This window comes from Spongiactinospora rosea (assembly GCF_003315795.1).
GTDB classification, from domain to species: Bacteria; Actinomycetota; Actinomycetes; order Streptosporangiales; family Streptosporangiaceae; genus Spongiactinospora; species Spongiactinospora rosea.
Genome location: NZ_QMEY01000009.1, coordinates 156,811 through 170,742, shown reverse-complemented (window position 1 = coordinate 170,742; position 13,932 = coordinate 156,811). Strand labels below are relative to the sequence as shown.

14 protein-coding genes are annotated in these 13,932 nt (G+C 71.1%); 5 read left to right on the top strand and 9 right to left on the bottom strand.

The window, feature by feature from the left end; all coding sequences use genetic code 11:
• Positions 1–203: 203 nt before the first annotated feature.
• On the bottom strand, positions 204–665 hold the full coding sequence (locus DP939_RS22050; protein ID WP_113982652.1) for a hypothetical protein: 462 nt from the start codon (positions 663–665) through the stop codon (positions 204–206).
• Between the two features lie 264 nt (positions 666–929).
• Here DP939_RS22050 and DP939_RS22045 point away from each other — a divergent pair, with 264 nt between their 5' ends.
• Positions 930–2,117 (top strand): DUF418 domain-containing protein, encoded by a 1,188-nt coding sequence (locus DP939_RS22045; RefSeq protein ID WP_147268071.1) that lies wholly within the window; start codon positions 930–932, stop codon positions 2,115–2,117.
• A 45-nt stretch (positions 2,118–2,162) separates the two neighbouring features.
• Here the strand turns inward: DP939_RS22045 and DP939_RS22040 are convergent, their stop codons facing one another.
• The 5 genes from DP939_RS22040 to DP939_RS22020 all read right to left on the bottom strand — a co-directional run bounded on the left by DP939_RS22040 (position 2,163) and on the right by DP939_RS22020 (position 6,997).
• Positions 2,163–3,485: a PQQ-dependent sugar dehydrogenase gene (locus tag DP939_RS22040; RefSeq protein ID WP_113982650.1), complete on the bottom strand. Its 1,323-nt coding sequence runs from the start codon at positions 3,483–3,485 to the stop codon at positions 2,163–2,165.
• Between the two features lie 50 nt (positions 3,486–3,535).
• Positions 3,536–5,032 carry an MFS transporter gene (locus tag DP939_RS22035; protein ID WP_113982649.1) on the bottom strand — a complete coding sequence of 499 codons (1,497 nt, stop codon included), beginning with the start codon at positions 5,030–5,032 and terminating at the stop codon, positions 3,536–3,538.
• Positions 5,029–5,772, bottom strand: coding sequence for an SDR family NAD(P)-dependent oxidoreductase (locus DP939_RS22030; RefSeq protein WP_113982648.1), 744 nt, complete (start codon positions 5,770–5,772; stop codon positions 5,029–5,031). The genes DP939_RS22035 and DP939_RS22030 overlap by 4 nt, the downstream gene beginning before the upstream one ends.
• 74 nt (positions 5,773–5,846) lie before the next feature.
• On the bottom strand, positions 5,847–6,704 hold the full coding sequence (locus DP939_RS22025) for a helix-turn-helix transcriptional regulator (RefSeq protein ID WP_318656304.1): 858 nt from the start codon (positions 6,702–6,704) through the stop codon (positions 5,847–5,849).
• A gap of 35 nt (positions 6,705–6,739) precedes the next feature.
• Positions 6,740–6,997, bottom strand: a complete 258-nt coding sequence (locus tag DP939_RS22020; RefSeq protein WP_199565328.1) for a rhodanese-like domain-containing protein — start codon at positions 6,995–6,997, stop codon at positions 6,740–6,742.
• Positions 6,998–7,326: 329 nt separating this feature from the next.
• Here DP939_RS22020 and DP939_RS22010 point away from each other — a divergent pair, with 329 nt between their 5' ends.
• Both DP939_RS22010 and DP939_RS22005 read left to right on the top strand, forming a co-directional pair.
• Positions 7,327–10,002 (top strand): hypothetical protein, encoded by a 2,676-nt coding sequence (locus DP939_RS22010; RefSeq protein WP_113982647.1) that lies wholly within the window; start codon positions 7,327–7,329, stop codon positions 10,000–10,002.
• 85 nt (positions 10,003–10,087) lie between these two features.
• The gene (locus tag DP939_RS22005; RefSeq protein WP_113982646.1) at positions 10,088–10,975 is read left to right on the top strand and encodes a hypothetical protein; all 888 of its coding nucleotides are present in this window, start codon (positions 10,088–10,090) and stop codon (positions 10,973–10,975) included.
• A 31-nt stretch (positions 10,976–11,006) separates the two neighbouring features.
• On the opposite strand, the gene DP939_RS22000 is transcribed toward DP939_RS22005, so the two are convergent.
• Both DP939_RS22000 and DP939_RS21995 read right to left on the bottom strand, forming a co-directional pair.
• Positions 11,007–11,255 (bottom strand): hypothetical protein, encoded by a 249-nt coding sequence (locus DP939_RS22000; protein WP_113982645.1) that lies wholly within the window; start codon positions 11,253–11,255, stop codon positions 11,007–11,009.
• Between the two features lie 193 nt (positions 11,256–11,448).
• The gene (locus DP939_RS21995; protein WP_113982644.1) at positions 11,449–12,501 is read right to left on the bottom strand and encodes a Glu/Leu/Phe/Val dehydrogenase family protein; all 1,053 of its coding nucleotides are present in this window, start codon (positions 12,499–12,501) and stop codon (positions 11,449–11,451) included.
• 110 nt (positions 12,502–12,611) lie between these two features.
• Here DP939_RS21995 and DP939_RS21990 point away from each other — a divergent pair, with 110 nt between their 5' ends.
• Positions 12,612–13,076 carry an Lrp/AsnC family transcriptional regulator gene (locus tag DP939_RS21990; RefSeq protein ID WP_113982643.1) on the top strand — a complete coding sequence of 155 codons (465 nt, stop codon included), beginning with the start codon at positions 12,612–12,614 and terminating at the stop codon, positions 13,074–13,076.
• An 81-nt stretch (positions 13,077–13,157) separates the two neighbouring features.
• Positions 13,158–13,631, top strand: coding sequence for a nitroreductase/quinone reductase family protein (locus tag DP939_RS21985; RefSeq protein ID WP_199565327.1), 474 nt, complete (start codon positions 13,158–13,160; stop codon positions 13,629–13,631).
• 9 nt (positions 13,632–13,640) lie between these two features.
• Here DP939_RS21985 and DP939_RS21980 read toward each other — a convergent pair whose 3' ends face one another.
• Complete coding sequence (locus tag DP939_RS21980) at positions 13,641–13,901, bottom strand: hypothetical protein (RefSeq protein ID WP_113982641.1); 261 nt, start codon at positions 13,899–13,901, stop codon at positions 13,641–13,643.
• Positions 13,902–13,932: the final 31 nt, after the last annotated feature.

Below are 13,932 nucleotides of genomic sequence, written 5' to 3'. Positions count from 1 at the left end.
CTCGGGCGTGCGACCGATCTCCTTCGCCCATTCTGCGAGGGTGATCGTGTCGCGCCGTGCCCGGCCCGGCCCGGATCGCCGCGGCCCTGGGCGTCGCCGGGATATCTGGCCCCGCTACGTGCTGGTCACCGACCGGCCGGGACATTCCCGGCCTCGATGCCGGGTGGCGGCCGTGACGAGCGTGATCGGTGCCGCCGGCGGGGTCAGCCGGTGCGGTAGCCCCGGCCCTGCGCGGCGAGTTGCCCCGGGGTCTGGACGGACAAGTCGGCGTCGGTCACGCTGCCGCCTGCGCAGGACGGGGCGGACAGGGTGCTGGGAAAGGCGGATGGCCCCCAGCTGATGGTGGTGGCGGAGGGGGCCAGTTGGTAGGGCTGGGGAGGCTGGGGAGAGCCGTTCAGGAGGACGGTGGCGTCCTGCCCGTCCAGTCGGACGATCACGTCGGCGGTCTCGCCGTCGGAGGATCGCAGGTAGCCCTGGTATTGGGCGAACGAGCCGCTGATCCACTGCTCGATGCTGGTGCCGCATCCGGGCTGCCGGCGTTCGGCCGTGGCGGTGGGAGCGGTCAGGGTCAGAGCGGATGCGGCGGTCAGGGCCAGCAGGGCGGCGCGGGCGGCCGGCGGCGCACGGCGAGCGGCGGGGGGTGCTGGGGGGCGGGGGTGTTTCATCGGTGCCTCCAGGAGGTGGGGGTCGGCGTTCCCGCCGGGGCCTTCCCATCATTAACGCACAGCGGTAGTTCGACTACTTTCCGAAGGGCCGCATTGCCTTACGGGGCATTCAGGCGTCGTGCTCCGTTGCCACCGGGCCGTTATCGAGAACACGTTGCACGACCCCACCGGCCCCTGTCGCCCGCGCGCCGTAGACTTTGGTCGCTCCCAGGATCTGCCAAGGGCCGATGCCCCGCCCCGCACCGTGTCTTTAGCGTCGTGGCCATGACACAGACGCCGGGATCAAGGCGAGTGCACGAGATCGACGCGGTGCGTGGGTTCGCGCTGGCGGGCATTCTGGTGGCCAACATCGGCTTCTTCGCCGACCCGCGCTACGCCGTGAGCACCGGCACGATGCCGATCACGGAGGGGCCGGTCGCGTGGTTCGTCAGCATTGCGGTGCTGACGAAGTTCTACATTCTGTTCTCGTTCCTGTTCGGGTACTCCTTCACGCTCATGTCGCGGGACGGCGTCAAGGTGAAGGCCAGGATGGCGCGGCGGTGCCTGGGGCTGTTCGTGATCGGGGTGGCGCACGGGTTCCTGTTGTGGATCGGCGACATCCTCACCCTGTACGCCATCCTGGGGTTGGTCCTGCTGGCCCTGCGCGGCATCTCGGCCAGGAGGGCGTTCGTCATCGGCTGCTGGATCATCGGGGGCATGTCGGTGATCTGGCTGGTACTGGCCGGGCTCACCCTGCTGGACCCGGCCGGCGGTGCGGCGCCGCTGGTGGATGCGGCGGGCGGAGCGCGGGCCGAGGAGCTGGTCAGGAGCGGGCCGCTGGGCGTACTGACGTTCCAGGCCGAGACCTATCCGGGGCTGGCCGCAATAGTGTGGGTCGGGCAGGGACCGATGGCGCTGGCGCTGTTCCTGCTCGGGATGGCGGCCGGGAAGTCGCGGGTGTTGCAGGAGCCGGAGCGCTGGGCCCGGCTCGTGCCGCGGATCCAGTGGGCCGGCTTCGGCGTCGGGCTGCCCGTGGCGGCCTTCTTCACCTGGGCGCAAGCCCGCGGGAACGCCCTCGAACTCCTCTCGATGGCCGTGAACAACGTGGCCTCGGTACTGCTGACCGCCGCGTACGTGGTGACGTTCCTCCAGGTGATCAGGCGTTTTCCCGCTGTGGGCCGGGCGCTGGCCCCGGCGGGACGGGCGGCGGCCTCGAACTACATCGGGCAGTCGGTCCTGTGCTGCCTGGTGTTCACCGGCTATGGCCTCGCGCTCGCGGGCAGGCTGTCGCCGCTCGCGGTGATGGGAGTCGCGGCGGTGATCTACGCGGTGCTGCTCGCCTTGAGCGCGTGGTGGCTGCGCGGCCACCGGTACGGCCCGGTCGAGTACGTGCTGCGCTGGTTCACACGATGGGCGAGGCCACGACGTGAGGTGGCTCATGCGGCGGCGGACCCGAGCCACTCGGCAACGTGAGCGGTGCTGTCACGGGTGGTTTCGAGCATCGTCACCGTGCCGACGTCAGCCGAGCGGCACCGCCAGGATCGTGCCGGGATTGGCCGGCTTCGTGGTGGGTGCTCCCCGCGCGTCCCTGGTGGGTACACCGGCGAGATCGGTGGCGATGTACAACGTCTTCCCATCGGCGCTCAACGCCGTGTCGCGGTAGCGGTCGACCGTGCGGTACAGCTCGTCCTTGGGCTTGCCGGTGCTGGAGATCCGCTGGACCACGCCTTCCTTCAGCATGGTCACCAGCAGGTCGTCGCCGGCGGCTTCCAGGCTCGACGGCGCGAGGGTGGGCCAGCAGACGTAGGCGGTCTTCGGATCGTTGCACGGTGGCCTGGGGCCGAAGTCCGTACCGGACTCGACCGTGGTGCCGAAGGTGAACAGTGGTTCCTGAGCGTCCTTGGTGAAGGCGCTTTCCTTGGTCTGCGGCACCTGACGTGGGATCTTGTTGGGGTCGTAAGGAAGGCCGGCGCAGTTCGGCGCCTCGGCCCAGGCGCCGTACACGTACGCTTTGTCGTCCTTGAACCCGGCGACGTTGGGCCAGCCGTAGTTCGCACCGGCCTGGATCTTGTTGAGCTCGTCGTCGGTACTCGGCCCGTGATCGACCGCGTAGAGACCGTCGCCCTTGAAGGCCAGACCGTCCGGATTACGGAAACCGTAGGCGTAGACGTGGCTGCGCACCCCGTTGATCTCGGGGTTGTCCGCCGGTACCGAGCCGTCCGGTTCCATGCGCAGGATCTTGCCCTGGTAGGCGGACCAGTCCCGGTCGGCGACCTGATCGGCGGTGGGCAGGGTCTGCGCGTGGTTGGGGTGGCAGTGCCGGGTTTCGTAGTTGTTGCCCTGGTCGCCGATGCTGTAGTAGAGCATGCCGTCCGGCCCGTACCGCAGCCGGGCCGATTGGTGGTCGACACTCGACGGCAGCTCAATCAGGACATCGCGCGGATTCGCCAGCCGGCCGTCAGCCCAGGTGTAACGGACCAGCCTGGTCGTGTTTCCCCCCGCCCCCTTGTGGGTGTAGGAGAGGTAGACGTGATCGGCTTCCGTTCCCTTGCCGAGATCGGGGTGCAGGGCCAGCCCGAGTACGCCGTCCTTGGTGCCCAGCCGGGTGTGCGCGGCCTGGCCGGACAGGTTCAGCACGGTGGTCACCTCGCCGGTGTCCGGCTTGACGCGCTTGACGGCCAGGCCGCTCTTCTCCGTCACCCACAGGTGGCCGTCGGGGCCCATGACGATCTCGTACGGATCCTTCAGCCCGGTGGCGACGACCCTCGGCTGGGGCGGGGCGCTGACGGCGAGTCCCGTGAGCACCGAGGCGGCCGTACAGAGGCGCAGGATTGCTCTCATGCCGCCCAAGTGCCCGCATACCCCCCACTAAGCGGCGAATCAGCACATATTTACCCTTGCTCCTTTAAGGCTTTGAATTCGGTGCGCTGGGCGAGCAGGACCCAGATCGTGATCGAGAGCAGGGCGCAGATGGCGGCGCAGGACCATAGGACGAGCTGCCATGCGCCGGTGATGCTCTGCGCGACCGCGTCGAGGAAGGCCGGGCGGGCCTGGTGGGGGAGCCAGGAGAGGGGGGTGGTGATGTCGCCCGCGTTGACGCTGTTGGAGACGGCCTTGGGGGATGGGGTGGAGGGCAGGCGGGTGCGGGTGAGGTTGACCAGGGCGGCGCCGGTCGCGGCGATGGCTACGGCCTCGCTGCCCAGGCGGAGGGTGTTGAGGAAGCCGGCCGCCGTGCCGGCCTCGGTGGGGGGGACGGTGGTCAGGACCGCGCCGTCGACCAGGCCGAAGTTCAGGCCGAGGCCGATGCCGAGGGTGATCAGCGGGCCGGCCAGGGCGGTGGCGTCCATGCCCGGTGTGAGGGTCAGGGTGAGCCAGATGAGGCCGGCGGTGAGGCAGGCGAGGCTGAGCGCGAAGACCGTCCGGGTGGGCAGGCCCCAGCCGACCAGGCGGCCGGCCAGGATCGGCGCGACCAGGATGGGGACGGTCATGAGCAGCATCGTCGCGCCCGCCGCGCGGCTGTCGAGGCCGTTGGCGACCATCAGGTAGTTCGGGAACAGCGGCAGCAGTACGACGAAGGAGAAGGACACCACCACCGGAATCAGGCACAGGCCCATGAAACGCTTGTTACGCAGCAGTTCCAGGTCCAGCATCGGGTGCCGCCGGCGTCGCTCCACCAGGACGAACGCCGCCAGCAGTACCGCGGCCCCGGCGAACAGCCCCAGCACACCGGGGCTGCCCCAGCCCCACTGCGGCCCCTCGACCGTGCCGAGCATCAGCAGCAGCAACCCGCCCACGAACGTGCCGGTGCCGGGCCAGTCGACCTGGGCCTCCGTCCGGCTCCGCGACTCGCGCATGGCGGGGACGGCGGCCAGTACCGGCACCATCAGCAGTGCGTGCGCGCCGAAGAACCAGCGCCAGCCCAGTGAGTCGGCCAGCGTACCCGCGGCCATCGCGCCCAGGGCCAGGCCCGCGCCGGTGACGATGCCCAGCGCCGCGAACACCCGGTCCCTGGCCTTGCCGTCGAACGTCGTGGAGAGCACCGCGCTCCCGCTGGTGAGCAGCGCCGCCGCCCCCGCGCCCGCCACCCCGCGGGCGAGGTCGAGCAGCAGTACGTCGGTCGTCACCGCGCTCACCAGGGACGCCGCCCCGAACGTCACCGCCCCGGCGGCGAACACCCGCCGCCGTCCGTAGAGGTCGCCCAGCGACCCGCACGCGAGCATGAAGCACGCGAACGTCAGATTATAGGCGTGCACCACCCACTGGAGCGCGTCCAGCGGCGCCTGGACGTCCCGGCCGATGTGCGCCAGCGCCACCCCCGACCCCGTCACCGAGGTCGGCAGGGTCAGCAGCGTCAGCAGTACGGCGGCCAGGGTGAACGCGCGCCTCACGCCGGGATCGAGCCGAGCAGGCCGCCGTCGACGACCAGGTCCTGCCCGGTGATGTAGGCGGCGTCGTCGGAGGCCAGGAAGGCCACGGCGGCGGCGACGTCGTCGGGGTGGCCGAGGCTGCCGAGCGGCACCTGCGCGGCCTCGGCCCCCGGCTCGTCGACCGAGGCGCGGTACATCTCGGTGTCGATGTAGCCGGGGCTGACGGAGTTGATGCGGATGCCGCGCGGCGCGAGGTCCGCGCCGAACGTACGCGCGAGGTTGTGGACGGCGGCCTTGCTGGCCGAGTACGCCGAGGCGATCGGCAGGCCGCGGTGCAGGGTCCAGCTCGCGTTGAGCACGATCGCGCCGCCGTCGCGCATCAGCGGCAGCGCCTTCTGGATGGTGAAGAAGATGCCTTTGAGGTTGACCTCAATGGTGTGGTCGAAGTCCGCCTCGGTGATCTCGGTGCTGGGCTTGAAGATCCCGATGCCGGCGTTGGCGACGACCGCGTCCAGGTGGCCGCGCCAGGTCTCGATCCTGCGCATCAGCGCGTCGAGGTCCGGCAGGGAGGCGACGTCGCCGGGCACCGTCAGCAGGCGTTCGCCGGCGGCGAGGCGGGCGGCGGCCTTCTCCAGGCGTTCCTGGTCGCGCCCGTTGATGACGACGTACGCGCCCTCGTCCAGGAGCCGGCGGGCCACGGCCAGGCCGATGCCGCTGCCGCCACCGGTGACCAGGGCCGTTCTGTTGGTGAATCTTTCCATGCCGACGATCCTTGGACCGGCGGCCGCGAACTCGTGAGAGCCGGCTGAGCCTGGGTCTGCCGGCACCACCTTCCTCAGCCGGGGACGGGCTGCGGCAGGCCCAGCAGCGCGGCGAGGCGCGCGCCGGTGTCGTACTCCGGCTCGGGCGTGTAGAGCATCAGCCGGTAACCGGGCAGGTCGATGAGGGGCAAGGTCGTGTAGGAGAAGACCAGTTCGCCCGCTTCGGGGTGGTGTACCGCCTTGGTGCCCTGGGCGGCGCTGCCGATCGGGTGCTCGGCCCACAGTTCGGCGAAGGCGGGGCTCACCTCGCACAGCTCCGCCGCGATCCGCCCGAATTCCGGGTCGTCCGGATAGCGGGCCGCGTCCGCCCGGAACTGCCCGACGATCGCCCGCGCCGCGTCCTGCCAGTGGCAGACCGCCTCCTGGACCCGCACGTTCATGAAGTGGGCCACCAGGCAACTGTGGCAGTCCTCGCCGTAACCGAAGACGGCGGTGGCGGCGGCGTTCACCGCGACCAGGTTCCAGTGCCGGTCCAGGACGTACGCCGGGCGGGGCGACCAGCCCTCGACCACGCGCCGCACACCGTCGGGGACGGCCCGGTCGGCGGGCCCGCCGTTCGGCGGGTTGAGCCCGGCCAGGAGGTAGAGGTGCTCCCGCTCGGCGTCGCCGAGCCGGAGTACGCGGGCGATGGCGTCCAGGACGTCCGCCGACACGTTGATCTCGCGCCCCTGCTCAAGCCAGGTGTACCAGGACACCCCGACCCCGGCCAGCACCGCGACCTCCTCCCGCCGCAGCCCGGGGGCGCGCCGCCCGGCGCCCGCGGGCATGCCGACGTCCTGCGGGGTCAGGCGGGCCCGCCGGGACCGCAGGAACTCGCGGATCTCGGCGGTGCGCCGCCGCCGGGCTTCGGGCGAGAGCCGGGAGATGTCCACGCCCACATCCTAAGAAAGGGTGTGACGGGCCCGGGTCAGTGGCCGGAGGGTACGCCGGATTCGATGGGAAGTCCGGCTTCCACCCAGTCCTGGATGCCTTCGCGGTACTTGCGGACGTTCGTGTAGCCCTGCCCGGTCAGTTTCCGGGCGACCGCCTCGCTGTTGGGGCAGGCGGGGTTGGAGCAGTAGGTCACGATCGCCGCGTTCTTGTCGGGGAGCAGGCCGGCGGCCCGCTCGGCCACCTCGCTCTCGACCAGGGGGATCGCGCCGGGCAGGCCTACCGCTTCTGGCACCGCCACATCGCGATCCTGCTCGCCACGGCCCGTCCGGACCGCGACGCCGACGCACTGGCCCACACCCTGCTCGCCCCGCTCGCCGCCGACCACGTCGCGGCGCTGCGCGAAGAACTGGGCGAAGACCGCATCCGGCAGGCGATCCGCGAAGCCGCGCTCGCGGTGGCGAACGCCTGAAAGCCGCTGGGTACGGCGGCCTGAAGTGTCACGATTTCGATATCACATGCCCGTAGCCATGCCATATCGGGTCAATCACCGTCATCCTTCGCATCTTGCCCCTGACCAGCCCCTCATCAATGGTTCTTGTATCCATCGATCGGGGAGGGCCGGTGAACATCACCCTGCCGGTCCGTGTGCACCGAGGGCCCGCGGTGGTGCTGGCCGTGCTCGTGTTCACCGCCGCGCTGCTCGTCGGCGGGCTGCCCAGGGCCGTGCAGTACGCCTACGACGCCGCCCTGCACCGAAGCATGGGCGGTGCGCGGGCGAGCGCCGTGGATCTGGTGGTGAACCGCGTACCGGGGGCCACGGCGGACGTGGAACGGCTCGCCCGTGACGACCGCGCCTGGTGGGACCTGCTGCCACCTGATCTGCGGGCCGTCACAGAACGCGGGCCCGGTACGCGTGCCCACCACAGCGTCAGGACCGTGGAGACCCCCGTCTCCGCGAGCGCGAAGGCGCTGAAGAACAGCAACCGGTACCTCAATCTGGCCTGGCTGTCCGACGCGGACCGGCGGGTTCGGTACGTGCAGGGCAGGCCGCCCGGCCCCACCCGCCGGACCACCGTGCCGGGCGACCCCGGGCTCGGCCAGATCCCCCTCTTCGAGATCGGCCTGCCCACGCACGCGGTACGCATGATGGGCCTGCCCGTCGGCACCACCGTGCTGCTCGGGCACAGTGGCACGGTCGCCGCCCGCGTCACCGGCGTCTACGAGGCGGTGGACCCCGCCGACACGTACTGGCACCACGAGACGGACCTGCTGCGCGCCACCGAGTGGCCGATTCCCGGCACGACCGCGACCGAGTACCACAGCACCGCCCTGACCTCGGCCGAGTCGGTCAGGGACATCGACGGCGAACACCGCAGGCTGCTCCACCAGTGGGTGCTGCCGGTCCGGACGTCCGCCGTGACCGCGCGCAACGCCCGGCAGGTCATCGACGCCGTCGCGGAGTTCGGCGACGCGGTCAAGGGCGTCCCGTCGTACGGCGCGAGCGCGACGGCAGAACCCGGCCCCACCGGGCTGCTCACCGACTACCTGCGGCGGCTGCGTACCGCCGAGACGCTGCTGCTGCTCATCCTGGGCGGGCTCGCCGTCGTGGCGGTGGGCGTGATCGCGCTCGCCGTACAGCTCCTCACCGAGCGGATGCGTCCCGCGCTGGGGCTGATGCGCGCCCGCGGCGGTTCCCTGCCACGGGTCCTGTCCATCGGGGCCGGGGCGGTGGCCCTGGTCACGGTACCGGCGGGACTCCTCGGGTACGCCGCGTCCTGCCTCGTACCCGGGGCCGGGATACCGGTCGCGCACGCCGGGCCGCTGGGCATCACCCTCGCCGCCATGGTGATCGCCGCCGGGAGGCTGGTCGTCGCGGACCGCAGGCCGCCGTACGACGGGCGTGATGACCTCGTGACGCGGCGGATCTCGCCGCGCCGGGTCACCCTGGAGGTCATCGTGGTGGCCGTGGCGCTCGGCGGCGCGTACCTGCTGCGTACCCGCGGCCTCACCACCTCGGTGCCGGAGCGCGGGGCCGACCCGTTCCTGATCTTCGTCCCGGTCGCGCTCACCCTGGCGGGCGCGCTGATCGTCGTACGCTGCTACCCCTGTCCGCTGCGCCTGATCGCCGCGGTCGCCACCCGCGGGCCCGGCGCGGTGCCGTTCCTCGGCCTGACCCTGGCCGCGCGGGCGCGGTCGTACTCCGCGCTGCCGGTGCTGATCCTGCTCCCCGCGCTGACGGTCTCGGTGTTCGCCGCGGTGATCTCGGCGGGGCTGGACGCGACGCAGCGCGAGGCCGCCTGGCTCCGGACCGGCGCGGGCGCGCGGATCGAGAGCACCGTGGAGATCCCGCCCGAGGCGGTGCGGCGCGTACGGCAGGTGCCGGGGGTACGCGCGGTGGTGCCCGCCATGAGATCGCAGGTGCAGATCGGGCTGGGGAGCGACTTCGGCACCGGCGTCGCGATCGACCTGGCCGCCTACCGGACGCTGCTGGCCGGCAGCATGCTGACCGCCCCGGAACCGCCTCCCGAAGCCTCCGCACCGGGTGGTACGCCGCTGCCCGCCGTGCCCGCGCTGGTCAGCCGCGACCTCGCCGGTCAGGGCGGCCTGGAGGTCGGCTGGAACGCCCGGTTCACCGCGATTCCGGCCGGTACCGTGGCGGCGCTTCCGGGGCTGGTGGACAGGGCGTACCGGCTGATCGTCGTACCGTACGACACCAACGACCGCGCCGGTTCCCGGACCCAGCCGAACATGCTGCTGGTGAGCGGTGACGACCTGGACGCCGACCGGCTGGCGGCGGCGCTGCGGCTGCCCGCCGCGCCCACGGTGACGACCGTGGACGGCGAGCTGGCTAAGATCACCGCGACTCCCCTGGCCGGTGCCATCTCCCAGGCGCTGCTGGTGGTGACCGTCGCGCTGGCGGCGTACGCGCTGCTCGCGGTCCTTCTCGTGCTGGTGGTCACCGGCGCCGACCGTGGCACCGCGCTGTCCTACCTGCGTACGCTCGGCCTTTCCGAACGGCAGGCCAGAGGGCTCACGGTGCTGGAGATCGCGCCGATGATCGTGCTCACCGCGGCGGCGGGACTGCTGCTCGGCCTGGTACTGCCTTCGGCCCTCGGCCCGGGGATCGACCTCAGCGTGTACGCCGGGGACGCGGACGTCTCCGGCCACCCGATCGACCTTCGGACAGCCGCCCTGCTCGCGGCGGGGGTCGCGGCGGTGGCGGTGGGGGGCGCGTACGCGTATGCGGCTGTCGCGAGCCGCCGGTCCCTTGGCGCCGCCCTCAGGATCGGCGACTGAGCGCTCGTCCTGATCCGAAATTGTCGGTGGGGGCTTCTACGCTTACTGCCCGTAAGCGAGCCCTCACAACAAAGGCGGAAAGACCATGGCGGCGAAGCTGCGCTCCTTCAGAGACGACGTCAGCACGGATTACGGCAGTTTCCAGCTCATCGACATGTACGGCGGCGAGGTCGAGGCCGCGTCGATGACCGACGGCATCCTCCACATCCACACCGGCATGCTGAGCGTCGGGACCGCCGTCTCGCACGGCACGATCGATGTCCGCCTGGAGAGCTGGGACGCCGCCCCGCCACCGGCCCCCGACCCGTGGGTGGCGGCCGGCGAGGTCGGCTATGCCAGCGGCGGCGGCATCCTGAACGTGATCGAAGACGAGGGCGAGGGCTCGCTCGACGCGTTCGTGCTGGGCCCGCCCTATTTCCGGTACGGCGTGCGCGCCTACCACGTGCCTCCGGCCAGGAGCAGCGACGGCGACTTCTGGGAGGATCCGCGACGGGCGCACGTGCTGTTATGTTTCTGGCCGCTTCTTGACGTCTTCGACCCGGGCGTCCATGCGCTCCCGGAGACGGTGCGGGCCGAGCGGGCGGCACCACGCCCGTCCGGTTACGTCCCCTCGATGGACTGGCCTGTGCTGCGCGAGCGTACGGCCCCGCCACCCCCGGACGAGCCCGAGCCGGACGTTACGAACGACCCGTATCCCTGGCGCACCCTCGCCGAGCACCGGGTCCGCACCCACATCCGGCACGACCTCGACCCCGAGGGCGCGCCGGTGTTCTCCGTGGACAGAGGTGATCTGATCACTTTCGGCCCGCCGGAGCCCGGCACCTCCCACCGGGTCACCACTCCTGCCCCGGCGATCGTGACCGTTCTCGCCACGGACGGCGACCTGCTCACCGTCCGGCACGCGACCGTCACCGAGTCCGCCCGCGTCCTGGCCACGGAGCGGGCCTGGGCAGACGTATTGGCACGACCATGAGCAGGCCCGCTCGCGCTGCGCCGCTTGGTCCTCAGCGGGTGTTGACGCGGATGGAGATGATCTGACCGGGCGGGAAGTAGGCGGAGGAGGTGGTCCCGGCGGAGACCCAGGGGCCGGTGTTGTAGACGTACCCGACGCTGGGATTGATGTGGAGGACGGTGATCGCGACCTGGTGCCGGCCGGTCCCACCGGCGCAGTGGCTGCCGGCCGTCGAGCCGTTGACACCGGTGGTGCAGTTGGTGGGTACGGCCTGCGCGGTCGGCGCGAAACCGGCGAACAACGCAGTGGCGAGAGCGGCGACGAAGGGCAGGCCGAAGGCCCACTTCCATAACGACCTTTGCTTTCACGTCAACCCCAACCGCAGCGGACCTCTGACAACGGTCCAAGGCGGTGGCGGCCAGGGGAGGTTCACTCCGTTCGCAGGGCGGTTCCACCGCTCCGCGGCACGTGGCCGGGGGCGATCGTGTGGAGCTTCAGGCGCCGGGCGTGTGTTGTGCCTTTGCGGTTCGGAGATGGCGGTGGGCCAGGTCGTGGGCTGCCTGGGCTGGGGTGATGCCGAGGGTGGTCGCGGTGGTGAGGAGGTCGGTGACGGTGGATTCGATGGCGTTGACTCGGGTGAGGGCCTGGTCGGGGGTGAAGCCGTGTAGTTCGGTGGTGCCGGCGTTGATGACACCGCCCGCGCTCGCGATGTAGTCCGGGATCCAGGTGATGCCGCGCTGGTGGAGCAGGTCGCCGACCTCGGCGGTGTCGAGCTGGTTGTTCGCCGGGCCGGTGATGGCGCGGCAGCGGAGGTTCGGGACGACCTGGGGGGTGAGTACGCCACCGAGGGCCGCGGGGATCAGGATGTCCGCGTCCGTGGTGAGGATGTCTTCGGGGCTTTGCCAGGCGGCTCCGAGTTCGTCGGCGATCGATCTTTTGGCGGGGTCGATGTCGGTGACGGTCAGGTCGGCTCCCTCGGCGGCCAGCAGGCGGGCGAGGTGTTCTCCGACGTGACCGAGGCCGATAAGGGCCATTCGGCGGCCCTTGAGGCTCGGGTCGCCGTACAGGTGGCGGGTGACGGCGCGCAGCGCGGCCAGGGTGCCCCGGGCCGTGTGCGGGGATGAGTCGCCGCTGCCGCCCAGGGCCTGGGGTTTGCAGAAGACGTGCGTGGTGACCTCCCCGATCACCGCCATGTCGTCCGGCGTGGTCCCGACGTCGGGGCCGACCGCGTACTTCCCGCCCAGCGAGTCGATCGCCTCGGCGACGTCGTAGAGCACATCGTGGCGCGCGATCGAGTCCGGCTGCGCGTCGTGCGGGAGGGCCACGACGGTCTTGCCGCCGCCGATGGCCAGCCCCGCCGCCGCGAACTTCAGCGTCATCGCGGCCGACAGGCGTAGCGCGTCGGAAAGGCCGTCGCGCCAGTCGGGGTAGCGCCAGAGGCGGAGTCCGCCCGCGGCCGGGCCCAGGACGGTGGAATGCACGGCGAGGATGACCGGAAGCCCGGAGCGCGGCCCCCGCCGGATGAGGATTTGTTCGTGATCGAGCATGGGTGCCTTCCTCTCATTCCGGCCGACGATAACCCGGACGACCCGGCATTTGCCGCGCTCAAACCCCCTCTACCGAACGAATGACCGAAATGAGCACTAGCATCCCGGCCATGGACGAACTTGATTCGGAGATCGTGCGGCTTCTCCAAACGGATGCGCGGCAGTCCAACCGCGAACTCGCCCGAAAACTCGGCATCGCCCCCTCCACCTGCCTGGAACGCGTCCGCGCGCTCACCCGCCGTGGCGTCATCCGGGGCTACCACGCCGACATCGACCCCGCCGCGCTCAACCGCCGCGTGCAGGCCCTGGTCTCGGTGGGGATCCGGCCGCTCAGCCGCAGTGTCGTCGACACCTTCAAGGACTTCGCGAGCGGGCTGCCCGAGGTCCTGAGCGTGTTCGTGATCTCGGGGGGTGACGACTTCGTGCTCCACGTCGCCGTCCAGGATCTCGACAGCCTGCACCTGTTCCTCACCAAGCGGCTGAGCAAGCGCCGGGAGATCACTGGATTCCGTACGTCGGTGATCTTCCAGCAGGTCGGCAACACCGCCCCGGCCCGCCTCCCCGACCCCTCGTGAAGACCCAGTGGAAGCAGCCCCTCGTACCGTGTGGTGAAGTGGGATGAGCAGGAGAAACACCGGGGGATACGCAGGTGTGCGATGAGCGTTGGCACTCGGATGTCCGGGCGCTGGCACCGGTGGCTGTACCGGGGCGGGCGGCCGAATCGCGTCGCTCGGATCATGAACCGGGCCGGGGCGATCGGCAGCGCGACCGGGCTGGCCAGGCACTGGGTGACCCTGGAGGTCAGGGGGCGGCGCACCGGCCGTGCGGTGTCCTTTCCGCTGGTGGCCGCCGACTATCAGGGGCAGTGGTACCTGGTGTCGATGCTGGGCGAGGACGCCAACTGGGTGCGTAACGTACGCGCCGCCGGTGGCCGGGCGGTGCTGCGGCACGGCCGTCGGCGACAGGTGGCGCTCCAGGAGGTCGAGCCCGCGCTGCGCCCGCCCATCATCCGCCGCTACCTGCGGCTCGCGCCGGGCGCCCGCCCGCACATCCCGGTGAACCGGCACGCCCCGCTGGACGACTTCGAGCGGATCGCCGACCGCGTCCCGGTCTTCCGCATCCTCCGGTAGAGCCCGAGGTCAGCGGGCTCCCCACGGGCGGTGCGCACAACCCGCCTCGCGACACCCCTCCGCGGGATGGAACTTGTAGATGTAGGTGCCGAAGTCCGCCTCGAACAGGGAGAGCGTGTCGAACTCGACTTCGGTGTGCTCCATGTTCGCCCAGCGTCCCTCCTTCTTGGTGTCGACACTGACGATCGACCATGGCCAGTGGTTCTGACTCCAGACGCGATCACCGACGCCGACGGCGTGGCCGTCGCGGGTACGGAACCGGGGTGCCATGAATCACCTCTCGGGAAGTGGACGGCACGGA

Bases quoted from the DNA above. Each gene is read 5' to 3' on its own strand.
- DP939_RS21980 (WP_113982641.1), bottom strand. From the start codon at position 13,901: ATGGCACCCCGGTTCCGTACCCGCGACGGCCACGCCGTCGGCGTCGGT.
- DP939_RS22050 (WP_113982652.1), bottom strand. From the start codon at position 665: ATGAAACACCCCCGCCCCCCAGCACCCCCCGCCGCTCGCCGTGCGCCG.
- DP939_RS22040 (WP_113982650.1), bottom strand. From the start codon at position 3,485: ATGAGAGCAATCCTGCGCCTCTGTACGGCCGCCTCGGTGCTCACGGGA.
- DP939_RS22005 (WP_113982646.1), top strand. From the start codon at position 10,088: ATGGCGGCGAAGCTGCGCTCCTTCAGAGACGACGTCAGCACGGATTAC.
- DP939_RS21990 (WP_113982643.1), top strand. From the start codon at position 12,612: ATGGACGAACTTGATTCGGAGATCGTGCGGCTTCTCCAAACGGATGCG.
- DP939_RS22045 (WP_147268071.1), top strand. From the start codon at position 930: ATGACACAGACGCCGGGATCAAGGCGAGTGCACGAGATCGACGCGGTG.
- DP939_RS21995 (WP_113982644.1), bottom strand. From the start codon at position 12,501: ATGCTCGATCACGAACAAATCCTCATCCGGCGGGGGCCGCGCTCCGGG.
- DP939_RS22030 (WP_113982648.1), bottom strand. From the start codon at position 5,772: ATGGAAAGATTCACCAACAGAACGGCCCTGGTCACCGGTGGCGGCAGC.
- DP939_RS21985 (WP_199565327.1), top strand. From the start codon at position 13,158: ATGAGCGTTGGCACTCGGATGTCCGGGCGCTGGCACCGGTGGCTGTAC.